Annotated in this window: 13 protein-coding genes; 2 read left to right on the top strand and 11 right to left on the bottom strand. The window is 72.1% G+C overall.

All coding sequences use genetic code 11. The annotated features are described in order from the left end of the window. Positions 1–100 precede the first annotated feature (100 nt). Positions 101–379, bottom strand: a complete 279-nt coding sequence (locus tag ACLQ21_RS10060) for a hypothetical protein (RefSeq protein WP_425663303.1) — start codon at positions 377–379, stop codon at positions 101–103. A gap of 137 nt (positions 380–516) precedes the next feature. Between ACLQ21_RS10060 and ACLQ21_RS10065 the strand changes: the two genes are divergently transcribed. Continuing rightward, the gene (locus tag ACLQ21_RS10065; protein WP_425663305.1) at positions 517–1,506 is read left to right on the top strand and encodes a GlxA family transcriptional regulator; all 990 of its coding nucleotides are present in this window, start codon (positions 517–519) and stop codon (positions 1,504–1,506) included. 105 nt (positions 1,507–1,611) lie between these two features. Beyond that, positions 1,612–2,661 carry an NAD-dependent epimerase/dehydratase family protein gene (locus ACLQ21_RS10070; RefSeq protein ID WP_425663307.1) on the top strand — a complete coding sequence of 350 codons (1,050 nt, stop codon included), beginning with the start codon at positions 1,612–1,614 and terminating at the stop codon, positions 2,659–2,661. Positions 2,662–2,686: 25 nt separating this feature from the next. Here ACLQ21_RS10070 and ACLQ21_RS10075 read toward each other — a convergent pair whose 3' ends face one another. The 10 genes from ACLQ21_RS10075 to ACLQ21_RS10120 all read right to left on the bottom strand — a co-directional run bounded on the left by ACLQ21_RS10075 (position 2,687) and on the right by ACLQ21_RS10120 (position 15,909). Further along, complete coding sequence (locus ACLQ21_RS10075) at positions 2,687–3,709, bottom strand: hypothetical protein (RefSeq protein WP_425663309.1); 1,023 nt, start codon at positions 3,707–3,709, stop codon at positions 2,687–2,689. 86 nt (positions 3,710–3,795) lie between these two features. Next, positions 3,796–5,526, bottom strand: coding sequence for a malto-oligosyltrehalose trehalohydrolase (treZ, locus tag ACLQ21_RS10080; RefSeq protein WP_425663310.1), 1,731 nt, complete (start codon positions 5,524–5,526; stop codon positions 3,796–3,798). A gap of 44 nt (positions 5,527–5,570) precedes the next feature. After that, positions 5,571–6,002 (bottom strand): hypothetical protein, encoded by a 432-nt coding sequence (locus ACLQ21_RS10085; RefSeq protein WP_425663311.1) that lies wholly within the window; start codon positions 6,000–6,002, stop codon positions 5,571–5,573. Positions 6,003–6,040: 38 nt separating this feature from the next. Continuing rightward, complete coding sequence (gene treY / locus ACLQ21_RS10090; protein WP_425663313.1) at positions 6,041–8,386, bottom strand: malto-oligosyltrehalose synthase; 2,346 nt, start codon at positions 8,384–8,386, stop codon at positions 6,041–6,043. Positions 8,387–8,399: 13 nt separating this feature from the next. After that, positions 8,400–10,673, bottom strand: coding sequence for a glycogen debranching protein GlgX (glgX, locus tag ACLQ21_RS10095; RefSeq protein ID WP_425663315.1), 2,274 nt, complete (start codon positions 10,671–10,673; stop codon positions 8,400–8,402). 99 nt (positions 10,674–10,772) lie between these two features. Continuing rightward, on the bottom strand, positions 10,773–12,026 hold the full coding sequence (locus ACLQ21_RS10100; RefSeq protein ID WP_425663317.1) for a cell wall-binding repeat-containing protein: 1,254 nt from the start codon (positions 12,024–12,026) through the stop codon (positions 10,773–10,775). Between the two features lie 298 nt (positions 12,027–12,324). Continuing rightward, a complete protein-coding gene (locus tag ACLQ21_RS10105) occupies positions 12,325–13,209 on the bottom strand; it encodes a DUF4352 domain-containing protein (RefSeq protein WP_425663319.1) in 885 nt (294 codons plus the stop codon). 94 nt (positions 13,210–13,303) lie between these two features. Further along, positions 13,304–13,777 (bottom strand): YbaK/EbsC family protein, encoded by a 474-nt coding sequence (locus ACLQ21_RS10110; protein ID WP_425663321.1) that lies wholly within the window; start codon positions 13,775–13,777, stop codon positions 13,304–13,306. 75 nt (positions 13,778–13,852) lie between these two features. Continuing rightward, the gene (locus tag ACLQ21_RS10115; RefSeq protein WP_425663322.1) at positions 13,853–14,893 is read right to left on the bottom strand and encodes an ABC transporter permease; all 1,041 of its coding nucleotides are present in this window, start codon (positions 14,891–14,893) and stop codon (positions 13,853–13,855) included. Further along, on the bottom strand, positions 14,890–15,909 hold the full coding sequence (locus tag ACLQ21_RS10120) for an ABC transporter ATP-binding protein (protein ID WP_425663324.1): 1,020 nt from the start codon (positions 15,907–15,909) through the stop codon (positions 14,890–14,892). Before ACLQ21_RS10120 ends, ACLQ21_RS10115 begins: the two co-directional genes overlap by 4 nt. Positions 15,910–16,013: the final 104 nt, after the last annotated feature.

The raw sequence follows: 16,013 nt of genomic DNA on the forward strand, positions 1-16,013 counted from the left end.
GGGGGGGGCCGCCGTCACCGCGACATCCGGATGGAGAGCGGCGACCGCACACAGGTCGCCCGCGCCGTCGGCGCGGGCGACTGCGTCGGCTGGCAGCAGCTCACAGGCCGCCGGCCCAGAGGCGCTCGGTGCTGACGAGGGCCTGGCCGGAGCGGCGCTGCGGAGCGGCGGAGCGGGCGTCGCGCTCCTCCGCGACCCGCTCCTCGAGGTGCTCGATGCGCTGCTGGGCCTGGAGCTCGGTGAAGCGGTCGCGCAGCAGCGCGAGCCGCTCCGGGTCGGGAGCGACGCGCGGGGCGCGCTGCCCGATCAGGACCGAGATCGTGCTCGCGGCGGCCACGATCCCGAGGGCGATGATGACGAGGATCCAGATGCTGTTCATGGCAGGAAGTCTGCGCTTGCCAAGATCCCGCCACCAGTGGCAGGATGGACAACACTCGGCAAGATCCTGCCAGCCACCTTGGAGGCGGAGCCGGCCCGCCCGGGCCTGGCCGAGGCATCCGGAACCTGGAGGCTCCCATGCTGAAGATCGCGTGCATCGTCGACGACGACGTGAGCGTGTTCGAGCTCGCCGTCGCGGCGGAGGTGTTCGGCACCGACCGCACCGACCGCGGAGTGCCGCGCAACGACTTCCGCGTCGTGACGCCGACGCCGGGACCCATCCGGCTCGCCGGCGGGCTCAGCCTGCCCGTGATGGTCGACGAGGGCCTCGGCTTCGCCGACGAGGCAGACGTGGTGATCGTGACGCCCTACGACGAGTGCAGCATCGACGGCGAGTGCTCGCTCGCCATCGCGCGGGTGCTGCAGCGGGCGGTCGCGCGCGGCGCGCGCGTGCTGACGATGTGCACGGGGGCGTTCATCGCCGCCCGCTCGGGCGTGCTTGACGGGCGACGGGTCGCCACCCACTGGCGGCACGCCGACCAGCTCGCCGCGCAGTTCCCGCAGCTCGTCGTCGAGCGCGACGCGCTCTGGGTCGACGACGGGCCCGTCACCTCGAGCGCCGGCACGGCGGCCGCGATCGACGCGTCGCTGCACATCGTGCGCGAGCTGCAGGGCGCGCAGGTCGCCGGGATCATCGCGCGCTCGATGGTGGTGCCGCCGCTGCGCGACGGGGGGCAGTCGCAGTTCGCCGTCGGCCCCGTCGCCGAGCAGCGGGCCGAGACGCTCGCGCCGCTCATCGACTGGATGCTCGAGCACATCGACGAGGACCACTCGGTCGCCTCGCTCGCCCGCCGCGCGCGGCTGTCCGAGCGCACCTTCGCGCGGCGGTTCCGCGAGGAGCTGGGCGCCACTCCCGCAGCGTGGCTCGCCTCGCAGCGGGTGCAGCGGGCGCAGCAGCTGCTCGAGGCGACCGATCTGGGGCTGGATGTCGTCGCCCAGCAGGCGGGGTTCGGCACGGCCGCGCTGCTGCGGCACCACTTCACGCGCCAGCTCGGCATCGCCCCGTCGGCGTACCGCCGCCGCTTCGCGTGCGTCGAGCCCGAGCCGGAGCCGGCGCCCGCCGCCTGAACCGCGCGCCCGCCGGCCCGCGGGCGGGCGGGCGGGTGCCGACCAGGCAATCGGGGTACGGTGGCGCGCATCCGCCCGATGGCGGCGGCGATCGAGGAGGACCGCATGCGCATCGTCGTGATCGGCGCGACCGGCAACGTCGGCACCGCCCTGCTGCGGCGTCTGCACGCCGCGCCGGAGGTCGACTCGATCGTCGGGGTCTCCCGCCGCGGTCCCGAGCGGGATGGCGAGCCGTACGAGGGCGTCGAGTGGCACCGCATCGACGTGTCGTCCTCCGACTCGAGCCCCGCGCTCGTGGAGGCGATGCGCGGCGCCGATGCGGTGGTGCACCTCGCCTGGATCATCCGCCCCAACCGCGACCTCCTGCTGCTGGCGCGCACGAACGTCGAGGGCTCGCGACGCGTGTTCGAGGCCGCGGCCGCGGCGGGCGTGCCGCACCTCGTGCATGCGTCGAGCATCGGCGCGTACGGCCGCGAGGACGAGCGGCCGCCCGGGCACGAGCGCACCGACGAGTCGTTCCCGCGCCACGGGGCGCCGCTGTCGCACTACGGGCGGCAGAAGAGCGCCGTCGAGCTGATCCTCGATCGTCTCGAGGAGCGGCATCCCGAGATGCTCGTGTCGCGGCTGCGCCCCGGGCTCATCTTCCAGTCGGAGGCCGGCCCCGAGATCCGTGACTACTTCCTCGGCGCGCTCTCGCCGCGGCTGCTGCTTCGGGCGCTGCCGGCGCTGCGCCTGCCGGTGCTGCCGTGGCCCGCCGGCGTGGTGGCGCAGTGCGTGCACGCCGACGACGTAGCGGATGCGTACTGGCGCGTCGTGCGCGACCGCGCGGGCGGACCGTTCAACGTCGCGGCCGAGCCGCCGCTCAGCCCGCAGTCGATAGGACCGCTCTTCGGCGCGCGCCGGTACCTGCCGATCCCGGTGCCGCTCGTGCGCGCGCTCGTCGCCGTCAGCTACCGGCTGCGGCTCCAGCCGACCGACGCGGGGTGGGTCGACATGGCCGTGCTGACGCCCGTGATGGCGACCGACCGCATCCGCGGCCTCGGCTGGGAGCCTCGCCACTCCTCCGTCGACACCGTGCGCGAGCTCGTCGAGCGGCTCGGCGCCCGCGGCGGGCTCGGCAATGCGCTGCACCGCTCGCGCAGCCCCCTCGAGTGAGCCGATGGGCTGAAGCGCGCGCGGTTCAGCCCAGCGAGCTCCAGCCTTCCGGCATGTAGCCCTCGGGCTGCAGCACGAACCGGCCGATCGGCGTCGCCGGCCGCTTCCGCACCTTCGCCACCGAGGACCGCAGCTCCTTGAACGGCTTGGCGTAGACCGTCACCTCGCGGCTGCCCTCGAACTCCTGGTCCGGGCGCTCGCGCGGGATGGTCAGCACGCGTCCCGCCGCCCACTCGGGCTCGTGCGGCATCACCGGCTGCAGCTCGATCTCGCGCTTCTCCGGGAACAGGAAGCCTCCGAACGCCACCGGGTCGCCGCCCTCCACCGGGATGAGCCAGCGCATCCACTGCCCAGGATCGAACTCGGGCAGCGGTCGCGCCGCGCGCGCCTCGAGCGCACGGCGCGTGCCGACGAGCCATCGCTCGTACTCGCGGTCGTCATCGCCGTCGGTGACGTACAGCTGCAGGTCGAGCAGCGCGTCGTCGCCCTCGAGTGCATCGGCCTCGATCTCGAGGGTGTCGGCACGCACGGCGCCGTAGACCCACGGATGGAGCGCTTTGCCGAAGCGAGTCGCGGCCTCGATGATGAGGCCGCCCGACTCCTCGTCGCGCTCGACCTCGACGCGGAACGCGCTGCCCTGCGCATCGAGCGCCCACAGCCCGTAGGGGTTCACGGGCTGGCCGCCCTCGCGCTCGGCAGGGGCCTCCTGCGGCAGGAAGAAGTCCGCGTGCGAGGCGATGACCAGGTCGCGCTCGTCGGACGCCCACTCGTCGTCGAGCGTCGTGTCACCGCGCGCCTCGGCGCCCCTCGACTCCGGCTCGAGGTCGATCTCGACCATCCAGCCACCGGTCTCGTCGAGGTCGAGGACCTGCTTGACGAGCGTCGAGTAGATGCCGGGCGGCAGTTCGCCCGCACCCTCGGGCACGAGCACGTAGGTGCGCGCGAGCCCGGCCGGCGAGTTCGAGAGCGCGACCTCGACGATCGGCCCGCGCCGGGTCTCGAGGAAGCCGTGAAGGGGGAAGTCGAGCTCGCCGACGGTCTGCGTCACGCCCCCAACGCTACTCACCTTCTCAACGTCGCCAGTGGCAGCTCAGCGCCCATAGCGCGTCCAGCTACCACCGGCGACGTCGAGGATCAAACGAGGAGGGCGCCGCTGCCGGGCGGGAGGGTGAGGTGGTCGGCGTGCGCGACGTCGGGATGCGTCGCGAAGCGCAGGTCCGTGCGCGTCACCGGCACGGTCTGCGGCTCGGTGCCGAGGTTCAGCACGATCTCGACCGCATCGGGCATGCCGGCGCGACGGGTGAGCCGCAGGACGCGCGTCTGCTCGTCGGCCTCCACCGCGTTGCGCGCGTAGTGCGGGTCGGTGAGCGCCTCGAGCTCGGTGCGCAGCACCGCGAGCTGCCGGTAGCCGTCGAGCACGCGCGCGTGCCGCTCGCCGTCGAGCTCGCTCCAGTCGAGCTTCGAGCGCTCGAACGTCGCGGGGTCCTGCGGGTCGGGCACGACCGACTCGTCCCAGCCCATCGCCTCGAACTCGGCGAGCCGCCCCTCGGCGGTCGCCTTGCCGAGCTCCGGCTCGGGGTGCGAGGTGAAGAACTGGAAGGGCGTCGACGCCGCCCACTCCTCGCCCTGGAAGAGCATGGGGGTGAACGGGCCGCCGTAGAGCAGCAGCGCCGCGCACAGCAGCTGCGACTCGTCGAGCACGTCGGTGATGCGGTCGCCGGTCGCGCGGTTGCCGATCTGGTCGTGGTTCTGCGCGCTCACGACGAGCCGCCACGACAACGAGCGCTCCGTGTCGATCGGATGCCCGTGGTCGCGGCCCCGGAACGAGGAGTACGTGCCGTCGTGGAAGAAGCCGCGCTCGATCGCCTTCGCGAGCGCCGAGATGGGCTCGAAGTCGGCGTAGTAGCCGTCGGTCTCGCGCGTGAGCGCGACGTGCACGCCGTGGTGGAAGTCGTCAGACCACTGCCCGTCGAGCCCGTAGCCGCCGCCCTCGCGGGGCGTGATGAGCTTGGGGTCGTTGAGGTCGCTCTCGGCGATCAGCTCGAGCGGCCGCCCGAGGTGCGCGCGGAGCGCCGCCGTCTCGATCGCCATCTCCTCGAGGATGTGGAGGTCGCTCTCGTCGACGAGCGCGTGCACCGCGTCGAGCCGAAGCGCGTCGACGTGCATCGTCTCGAACCAGTAGCGCACGTTGTCGAGGATGTAGCGACGCACCTCGCGCTCGGCGAGGTTGACGTGCTCGCCCCAGGTGGAGCGCCCCTCGCTCGAGAGGTAGGGGCCGTACAGCGGCAGGTAGTTGCCGGAGGGGCCGAGGTGGTTGTAGACGACGTCCTGCACGACAGCGAGGCCCGCCGCGTGGGCGGCGTCGACGAAGCGCTGGTAGGCGGCCGGGCCGCCGTAGCCCTCGTGCACCGCGAACCAGGCGACGCCGTCGTAGCCCCAGTTGTGCGTGCCGTTGAAGCCGTTCACCGGCAGCAGCTCGACGTGCGTGACGCCGATCTCGCGCAGGTGGTCGAGCCGCGCGGCCGCGGCGTCGAGCGTGCCCTCGGGCGTGAACGTGCCGAGGTGCAGCTCGTAGATGACGCCGCCGGCGAAGGGGCGGCCGGTCCAGTCGCCGTCCTGCCAGTCGTGGGCGGATGCGTCCCACGTGCGGGAGCGCTCGTGCACGCCCTCCGGCTGCTGCAGGCTGCGCGGATCGGGCCGGATGGCGTCGTCGTCGCCGATCTGGAAGCCGTAGTCGCCGGCGCCGGCGAGCGCGTGCCACCAGCCGCCCTCGCCCTGCGACATCTCGACGGTCTCGTCGCCCGCGACCACGCGCATCCGTGTCGCGTTCGGTGCCCACACCCGGTACTCGTGCAGCTCGCTCATGTCCCCCATCGTGGCATCCGGCGCCTGCGCGCCAGGTGTGCGCGTCACTCGGGCCGCGGAGGACGACCGACGTACCAGCGGCCCGACGTCGGCAGTGCGAGCAGCACCGCGCCGGCGACCGCCGCTCCGGCGAGCGCGAGCGTCTCAAGCGCCGGCGATCCGGTGGCGAACAGCACGACCAGGCCGAGCGCGCCCGCGGCGAGGCCGAAGGCGACAGCGCCCCACCGCGCCCAGCCGCGCCGGAGGCTCGCGAACACGAGCACGACCAGCATGAGGACGAGCGGGAGGAGCGAGACGAAGCCCGTGGCGAGCGTCGGTCCGGCGGCGCCCGACCCGTCGAGGGTGGCGAGCTCCCACAGCGTCAGGAGCGCGGCGAAGTAGCCGACGCCCAGCAGCGCTGCCCAGAGCAGGGCCAGGCCGACGATCGCCGTCCATGGCGCAGACGCGCGGTGGGTGCTCCGGCTGGTCGTGGTCACGACCGCACCGTAGCCGCTGTCCCTGCGAGCATGCGACGTCAGTCCGCGCGCGTCAGCAGCGCGACCGGCGCCGTGCTGAGGAGGTTGGCGAGCGAGGTCGTGCCGCCGCGCAGCTCCTTCGAGGTCAGCAGGTCGCGCCAGTGACCCTCGGGCAACTGGATGCTGGTGTCGCCCCAGGCGCCGCGTGCGGCGAGCCCGATCGGCAGCCGGGTCGCGACCGCGACCGCTCCCCCGCGGTCGAACGCGACGACGTGCTCGGCCGCCGATCCGCTCGCGAGCAGCGGCGTGTAGCCCTCGAAGCGCTCCGGGTGGGCGCGGCGGAGGCGCAGCGCCTCGCGCACGAGCCTGGTCTTCGCGACCTCGAGGTCCCAGCCGCCCGCCAGCGGCGCGACGGCGGCCGATCGCAGCGCATCCATCCGCGCCCAGTCGACCGGCCGGCGGTTGTCGGGGTCGACGAGCGACTGCTCGAGCGCCTCGGAGCCCTGGTAGACGTCGGGGAAGCCGGGGATGGTGAGGTTGAGCAGCTTCGCGGCCAGCACGTTGGAGCGGAAGCCCTCCTCGGTCTCGGCCAGGAACGCCTCGACGTCATGGCGGGCAGGGTCGGCCACGACCTGCCGCACGAGCTCGGCGAGGTGACCCTCGAAGCGCGTGTCCGGGGCGGTCCAGTGCGTGATGGCGTCGGCCTCGCGCGCCGCCTTCTCCATGTAGGCGAGCAGCCGCTCCTCGCTCGCCGGCCAGGCGCCGACGACCGCCTGCAGCAGCAGGTTCACGAACTCGCGACCGCGCGTGGGCGCGAAGACGAGCAGCTTGTCGAGCAGCGCCTCCCAGCGCTCCGGCACCTCGGCGATCGTGGTGATGCGAGCGCGCACGTCCTCGCCGCGCTTCGTGTCGTGCGTCGAGAGCGCGTTCATCGCGTGCGGCCACTCGGCGTGCCGGTGCGCCATCCACTGGTGGAAGTCGGGCACCGCGAGCGAGAAGTGCTCGGGGTCGCCGCCCACCTCGTTGAGGCTCGTGAGCCGCGAGTAGCGGTAGAACGCGGTGTCCTCGACGCCCTTCGCCATCACCATGCCGCTCGTCTGCTGGAAGCGGAGCGCCGCGTCCTGGCGCGCGTTGCCGAGCACGGGCAGCAGCGCGTCGATCGTCTCGGTCAGGTCGGGGCGGTGCGCCTTCGCCCGCTCCGCGGCGGTGCCGAGGTGCTCGAGCCCGTCGGGCAGGTAGGAGCGGTAGACGGGGAAGCACGCGAGCAGCTCGGCGATCGCGTCGACCGCGTCCACCGGCGCGCCCTGCGCGCCCCAGGCATCCGACGCCCGAACCTCGCGCTCGAGCCGCAGCACCTCGGCGCGCAGGATGCCGTCGGCGATGCCGCGCTTGGTGCCGTGCGTGAGCTCGGCCCAGTCGACCCGCTCGCCGCCGCGCAGGCGCGCGTCGAGCGCGTCGAGCGCATCGGCGGCGGATGCGTCGGTCAGCACCCGGTCGATGGCGCCGAGGGTGTCGTAGCCGGTCGTGCCGGCGGTCGCCCAGCGCGGCAGCTCCTCGCCGGGCTCGAGGATCTTCTCGACGAGCACGAAGGCGCCGCCCGTGAGCCGATCGAGGTCGTCGAGGTAGCCGGCGGGGTCGCGCAGTCCGTCCGGGTGGTCGACGCGCAGGCCCTGCACGAGGCGCTCGTCGAACCAGCGAGCGATCTCCGCGTGGGTCGACTCGAAGACCTCGGGCAGCTCGACGCGGACGGCGGCGAGCGTCGTCACGGCGAAGAAGCGCCGGTAGTTCAGCTGGTCGTTGCCCTGCTTCCAGTGGCCGAGCCGGTAGTGCTGGCGCTCGAGCACCTCCTGCGCGGTGCCCTCGCCGGTGCCGGGGGCGACGGGCAGCCGCGTGTCCCAGTAGCGCAGCGCCGCAGCGCCGTCGGCACCGGAGTCGTCAGCAGCGGGCTCGAGCTCGAGGTGCCCGACGGTGCCGTCCTCCGACCAGTCGTCGTCGCCGACGATCGGCAGCAGCAGCTTGCCGCCGCCCGCCTCCCAGTCGATGTCGAACGCATCCGCGATCGGGCTCTCGCGCCCCTCGCGCAGCAGCTGCCACCACCAGCCGTTGTGCTCGGGCACCGCGACGCCCATGTGGTTCGGCACGATGTCGACGAGCACGCCCATGCCGAGCCTGCGCGCCTCGGCCGCGAGCGCATCCAGCCCCGCCTCGCCGCCGCGCGTCGGGTCGATGCGCTCGTGCGAGACGACGTCGTAGCCGTGGTTCGAGCCGTGCTCGGCCTCGAGGATGGGCGAGAGGTAGACCCAGTCGACGCCGAGGTCGGCGAGCGCCTCGAGCCTCGCGGCGGCGTCGAACAGCGTGAAGGCCTCGCTGATCTGGAGTCGGTAGGTGCTCTGGGGCGCGTGCACGGGGCTCCTTCGGTCAGTCCTGCTGGTCGGCGGCGGGGCCGGTGGCGTTGAGCGGTCGTCCCTTCGCGGGCCGCGTCTCGATCGTCGACACCGGGCCCGTGTGCGCGCCCGTGGTGGCGGCGATCGATGCGGCGACCGAGAAGTCCTGGTCGACCGGAGCGATGTGCTCGCGCAGCACGACGAGCGCGCGCGGCGCGATGCGCGCGACCTCGCCCGCCTCGATGCGGCCCTCGTGCAGCTCGTGCGCGCCGGTGTCGATCAGCACGTCCCACGCCTCCGCGTACTCGGCGGGCGGCAGGGTCAGCTCGCGCTCCTCCTCGGAGGCGTTGCAGTAGATGAGGAAGTGGTTGTCGATGATCTGCTCGCCCCGCGCGCCACGGCCGGCGATGCCGTGGCCGTTGAGGTACATGCCGAGCGACTTCTCGCCGGCGGCCGCATCCCAGTCGCCGTCCTCCATGGGCGAGCCGTCGCTGCCGAGCCAGACGATGTCGTTCAGCCGCTCGCCGTTGCCGGTGCGCACAGTCTTGCCGGTGAAGAAGCGCTTGCGCCGGAAGGTCGGGTGGTCGTGCCGGAGCCTCGTCACCGCGGCGGTGAACTCGATGAGCGGCTGGTCGATGCTCGACCAGTCGATCCAGCTGATCTCGGAGTCCTGGGCGTACGTGTTGTTGTTGCCGTGCTGCGTGCGGCCGAGCTCGTCGCCGTGCAGGATCATCGGCACGCCCTGGCTCAGCAGCAGCGTCGCGAGGAAGTTGCGCTGCTGCCGCGCGCGAGTGTTCAGGATCTCCGGGTCGTCGGTCGGGCCCTCGACGCCGTAGTTGTAGGAGCGGTTGTGGCTCTCGCCGTCGTTGCCGTCCTCACCGTTGGCCTCGTTGTGCTTCTCGTTGTAGCTGACGAGGTCGCGGAGCGTGAACCCGTCGTGGGCGGTGACGAAGTTGATGGATGCGACGGGTCGGCGCCCGGAGTGCTCGTACAGGTCGGCGGAGCCGGCCAGGCGGCTGGCGAACTCGCCGAGCGCGGTCGGCTCGCCGCGCCAGAAGTCGCGCACCTCGTCGCGGTACTTGCCGTTCCACTCGGTCCACTGGGGCGGGAAGTTGCCCACCTGGTAGCCGCCCGGGCCGATGTCCCACGGCTCGGCGATGAGCTTCACCTGGCTGATCACCGGGTCCTGCTGCACGAGCTCGAAGAAGGTCGACAGTCGGTCGACGTCGTAGAACTCGCGGGCGAGCGTCGAGGCGAGGTCGAAGCGGAAGCCGTCGACGTGCATCTCCGTCACCCAGTAGCGGAGGCTGTCCATGATCATCTGCAGCGAATGCGGGTGGGCGACGTTGAGGCTGTTGCCCGTGCCCGTGTAGTCCATGTAGAACTGCTGGTCGTCCTCGACGAGGCGGTAGTAGGCCTGGTTGTCGATGCCGCGCCAGCTGAGCGTCGGGCCCATGTGGTTGCCCTCTGCGGTGTGGTTGTAGACCACGTCGAGGATCACCTCGATGCCGGCGGCGTGCATGGCCTTCACCATCGCCTTGAACTCCTGCACCTGCTGGCCGCCCTCGCCCGACGCGGCGTACTCGGCGTGCGGGGCGAAGAAGCTGAGGGTGTTGTAGCCCCAGTAGTTGCGGAGGCCCTTCTCCTGCAGCGGCGCGTCGTGCACGAACTGGTGCACCGGCATCAGCTCGATCGCCGTGATGCCGATCTTCTGCAGGTGGGCGATGATCGACGGATGCGCGAGACCCGCGTACGTGCCGCGCATCTCCTCGGGCACGTCGGGGTGGGTCTGCGTCAGCCCCTTGACGTGCGCCTCGTAGATGATCGACTCGTTGTAGGGCGTGCGCGGGTAGCGGTCGCCGGTCCAGTCGAAGAACGGGTTGATGACGACGCCCTTGACCATGTGCGGCGCGGAGTCGTCGTCGTTGCGGCTGAGCGGGTCGCCGAAGTTGTAGCTGTGGAGCGGCTGGCCCCAAGCGATGTCACCGCTCGTCGCCTTCGCGTAGGGGTCGAGCAGCAGCTTGTTCGGGTTGTGCCGCAGGCCCTGCTCGGGCTCGTACGGTCCGTGCACGCGGTAGCCGTAGCGCTGGCCCGGCTGCACGTTGGGCAGGTAGGCGTGCCAGACGTAGCCGTCGACCTCGGTGAGCTCGACCCTCGTCTCGACGTCGTCATCGTCGAAGAGGCAGAGCTCGACGCGCTCGGCGGACTCGGTGAAGAGGGCGAAGTTCGTGCCGGTGCCATCGAACGTGGCGCCGAGCGGGTAGGCCTCGCCGGGCCAGACCTGGAGTGCGGGAGCGGTATCAGTCACTCTGCCGAGTGTATGGGGCACATACCGAAGAGTCCTGAGTGCGCCGCCCGGCGCAGGCGCACGCCCAAGCGCCGGGCTGGCAAGGCGCGCGGCAACCCGCTAGCGGGCTGCGGCGTCCCTGACCTGCGCGGCCATCGACTCCGACACCGAGGCGGGAGCGCCGACGATCACGATCGACGCGGGGTCGAGGCGAGCCAGCTCGGCCGCGATGGAGGCGGGAAGCGTACCCGTGGCAGGAACGGGCAGCACCGGCCCAGCACCCTGCGCGGCGGCACCGGCTCCGAGGGCATCCACCATCGTCACACCGTTCGCGATGTACACGACCGGCACTCCCGGCTCGAACGACACCTGCGACAGCATCGCCGACGTCTGGTAGCGGTCGGCGCCGGCGATGCGCTGCACCGTCTCGACCGGCGTGACCGGATCCGCGTCGGTGCAGTAGCCGATCCATCCGCCACCCGAGTAGACCGTCTCGCAACCGGGCGCCGGAGCCGGCGTGGACGTTGCCTTGGCAGTTGCGGGCGCGACGTGCGCGGCGATCTGCCGGTCCATGATGCCGGCGAACTCCCCAGAACGGCCGTGGCCGACGCCCGCCGGCCACTCCGACGTCGTGGTGAAGCCGTTCGAGCGGTACCACTCGTGCCCGCCCATCGCCCCGTGCGAGGCAGTCGAGTACGCCGCGTCCGCGGTGCCCGTGTTCCAGTGGCCGACGACGTTGGCCTTGTACGCGGGCGTGAACGTGTTGGAGACCGCAGGGGCGCCGCCGTAGGCGATCGGGACGAGCACGCCGTCCTCCTGCACCGCAGCGCCGTGACGAGGCGCGAACCACCGCGACGTGAACTGCGCGCCCGAGCTGTAGCCGCCGATCGCGACGCGCGTCTTGTCGATCTGGTACTGCCCGTAGACGTGATCGACGAGCGCCCTGGCCCAGTCGGCCTTCGCGGGAGCCGCGGGAGTGCCGGTCGTGTTGTACCAGCAGTTGTCAGTGCCGTCGCAGTCCGGTGACGGCGCGATCGGCGTCAGCAGCAGCATGTTGTGCTTCTTCGCGACCGCTACCAGCCCCGCCGAGCCGTCGGCGTCGAGCAGGTACGTCGCGTTCGGGTTGTCGAGGCCGTAGCCGCCGGAGCCGTCCGTGTACAGCAGCAGGCCGACGGGACGCGACCAGTCGAGCCCGGCGGCGAAGATGTGGTAGCTCGAGGTGATGCCGTTCGCCGTGAACGACTGGCTGAGACGGTTGCTGAGCGCACCACCGGACCCCCCGGTCGACGTCGCCGCCGCCGACGCGACGCCCAATCCGAGCGCGAGGACCATCGCGACGAGGACCGCGACGAACCGAGATGCGAGCTTGTGCATGGAAGACCCCTCCGGCCCGGCGTTCGGGCGCGAAACATGCCCCGGTCCGAGACCGGGGCAACCGTAGACAGCGGACTGCCCGCGCACTCTGCGGTGGCGGGCGGTCGGACTGCAGTCTATCCGTATCCGCAATTCTCCGTTAGCGAATACTTGCGACACGCCCAAGTTTTACCCAACGCCGTGACGACAGACTGCCTCCTGCACCATGCCGCCCAGCGTCGGAATCTCGTCAGCGGGTCCGTTTCGACCTGCACCTCGGCACATGGCGCATTAGAGCGCTGGTGGCGCCGGAGGCCATCTACTGCAGAGCGATCTCCGCCGGGTCGTCGAACCAGCCCCCATCGAGCAGCACGCGGTCGAGCGGGGTCCCCGGCGGGACGTCGAAGTAGATTGCGCCCTCGACCGCGTTGCCAGGGTTGATCTCGTCGTACCAGTCAAGCGAGTCGTCTGCATAGATCGACGCGTCGCTGGAGTACGAGAACTGACGACCCTCGGGATCGATCGCGACGACGTCGTTGGGCGTGAACGACTCCGCGGCAGCGCCGTGGTTCTCGACCCGGACGATGATCGGCACGAACTCGCCTTGCGCCTGCGCGCCGTCGCTCCACCGGCTCTCGCCGGCGGTGGCGGCGCGGGCTCCGACCGAGATGACGGTGAATGCCCAGTCGTCGACCATCACCGTCTCACCGATCCCCGGTAGCGCCGGAGGCTCGGCGACCGGCACGGGCGACTCCACCGGAGTCTCGGTCTCGCTCTCCACCGGCTCTGAGCTCGGCGCGGCCACCGGCTCCTCCGCCTCGATCGGTTCACCCGTGGCCACGACGACCGGCTGCTGCGGAGCGGCGGCGGGACCCATCTGGTCCGCGGACGCGATGGCCCACACGACGACGGTGACGATGATCGCCAGCACCCACGCGATCGGTCCCAGCGTGACAGCCACGATCGAAGGCCAGGTCGGACGCGACTTGCGGACCAGCGAGATGATGCCCAGCACAATAGCCGCGAGGGCAGGAAGCCACGCGATACCGGCGCTGAACGGGATGACGGCGAGTAGGAGCGCGAGGGCCGCCGACCCGAACCCGAGCCACGGCAGCACCGCGGTGCGCGGCGGAGCCGGGGGCGTCCACGTCGGGTTCGGCGCGGGCGGCGGCGCCGCGTAGTAGGCGGGTGGAGGCGTGGTCATGGCGAGCTCCTGATCTCGGCGCGGACTTGAGGCCGCTCAAAGCGAGTATGGAGCATGACCGTGCTACGAGAGCAAACTTGCCGCTTCTACGCTGTCAGTCCCCCACGACGCGCGGCTCGCCGCCCGTGATGCGCAGCAGCTCGTCGTAGCTGAGCATGAAGACGGTGTCGACGGTGCCGGCCGCGGCGGAGAGCTCCGGGTAGTCGGCGAGCGCCACGTCGACGATCGTGCGGATCGGCGCCGGGTGCCCGAGCGGCGCGACGCCGCCGATCACCTGGCCGGTCGCGGCCCGCACCTGCTCGGGCGTCGCGCGCTCGATCGGTCCCTCGCCGAGCTGCGCCGCGAGCGCCGCCGTGTCGACGCGGTGGCGACCCGACGTCATCACCAGCAGCGGCGCATCCGCCATCCAGAAGACGAGGGAGTTCGCGATCGCGCCGACCTCGATGCCGAGCGCGGCGGCGGCCGCCTTCGCGGTGTGGGTGCCCTCGTCGAACTGGATCACCTCGCGGTCGATGCCCAGCTCGCGCAGCCGTTGCTGAATGGTCGCGGCCCTCGTCGGTAGCGTCATGCGATCCATCCTGCCGTCGCAGGCCGCCGATCCGCACGCAGGGTGCGGCTCGGAGGGGCGGATGCCGCCCGGCGGTCAGGCGATGCGGCTGCCCGCCGCGAGCGCGCGGGCGGGGGCGCGCACGGCGGCGATCGCTCCCCAGACGGTGGCGCCCGAGATGAGCAGGTGCAGGCCGAGACCGACGAACCAGCTGGGCAGCGTGCGCTCGTGCACGTCGCGGACCGGGTCCCGCCACTGCCCCTGGTCGTCGTAGTCGGCGCACGACTCGGCCCGCGGCGGCTCCTGGGCCATGCGCACGCCCACGCCGATCTGGCCGAACAGGTCATCCGGATAGCCGCTCGCGTCGAAGTGCGGCGGGATCGCGTCGGACACGATCACGTAGGGGTTCGCGGCCAGCATCAGCCAGACCCGGTCGGGCCGCGGGATGGTCGTCTCGTAGGTGCGGCCGGTCTCGACGCACGTCGAGCTGCCGGTCTGGTCGTCGTAGTCCCAGGTGATCTCGGCGCGCGTCTCCTCCTGCTGGAAGGCCACCGTGCCGACGCCGAAGCCGATGAGGGTGCCGACGCTGAAGAACGCGACGACCAGGTAGGTGACGACGGTCGAGAGCACGGGCTTGCGGATCAGGCCGGAGAGCCCGACCCCGATCGCCGAGACGACCCCGATCTCGATCACGAGCACCGGGATGGCGATGAGCACCGCCTCGAGGCGCAGCCCGCCGAGCATCGCCGACCCGAGCATGAACGGCGTGCAGACGGCGAGGAAGCCGAGCGACGCGATCCACGAGCCGATCACCTTGCCGAGCACGAGCTGCGTCGCGGTGACCTGCGTCACCTGCATCGACGCCAGCGTGCCGGCGTCGCGGTCGCCGTTGATGGCGCTGCCGCTGAGCGCCGGCGTCACGAGCGAGGTGACGAGCATGACGAGGAAGATCGTCAGTGCGAAGATCGCGCCGCCGAGGTCGCGCTGGAAGCCCTGCAGCGACAGGAAGAGCACCGTGATCACGCCGCCGACGATCGCGGCGACGACGATGAGCAGCACGTACCAGGCGACGCTCCGCACGCGCTGCGCGAGCTCGAGCCCGACGACGACGCGGAGCATCCGCAGCCAGCCGCTCATCGTGCGTCTCCCGCGAGCCCGAGGTAGGTGCGCTCGATCTCGCCGACGGCGGGCGCGAAGTGCGTGATGGGGACGCCGGCGCCGACGAGCCGCGCGAGCACGTCGGCGGCGTGCTCGTCGCGGTCGAGCGCGACGAAGGCGATGTCGCCCTCGATGCGCACCCGGTCGAACGGGACGCCGATGTTCGCGAGCTGGTAGCTGAGCGCGCGCGGGTCGAGGGCGCGGATGCGCCACTCCCGCGTCGCCTGCCGGGCGAGCACGAGCCGCTCGCCGCCGACGACCTCGCCCCGGTCGACGAAGACGGCGTCGTCCGCCATCTCGTCGAGCTCGCTGAGGTCGTGGCTCGAGATGAGCACCGTGCCGCCACCCGCGGCGAAGCCGCGCAGCAGGCCGCGCAGCTCGAGCCGCGACGTGGGGTCGAGGCCGGCGGCGGGCTCGTCGAGCAGCAGCACGCTCGGCCGGTGCACGAGCGCCCGCACGAGACCGAGCCGCTGCTGCTGGCCGCGCGAGAGCACGCGGCTGGGTCGCTTCGCGAGCTCCTCGAGGCGCGCGTCGACGATGAGCTCGGCCGCGCGCTCGCGGGCCGCCTGGCGCGAGAGGCCGTGCAGTCGGCCCACCGTCGTGAGGATCTGCAGCGGCGTCAGCGTGCGCCACGTGCCGAGCACATCCGGCATCCACCCCATCGCCCGCCGTACCGCGCGCGGGTCGCGCACGGGGTCGGCGCCGTCGATCCGGATGCTGCCCGCGTCGGGGGCGAGCAGCGAGGCGAGCATGAGCAGCAGCGTCGTCTTGCCGGCGCCGTTCGGGCCGATGAGGGCGGTCACCCTGCCGGGCTTCGCGTGGAACGTCATCTCGCGCACCGCGTGCACGGCGCCGAAGCTGCGGTGCACGTGCTCGACGACGATGCCCTTCGCGTCGAGCTCGGGCGTCGGCTCGGCGGCGCCGACCGGATCGACGAAGACTGGCGGGGCGGATGCCGGGATCGGCTCGGGCGCGCCGTCCTCGTGCCGGGTCATCGACGCCTGCGCTGCTGCATGGCTTGATCCTGTCGTGCGTGGCGCGCTCGCGCGAGCAGCCTCGGCAGGATCATCCTCGCGGATGAGCCCGGCTCAGATCCTCG

Origin of the sequence: Agrococcus sp. DT81.2 (assembly GCF_049844935.1) — a bacterium.
GTDB lineage: Bacteria > Actinomycetota > Actinomycetes > Actinomycetales > Microbacteriaceae > Agrococcus.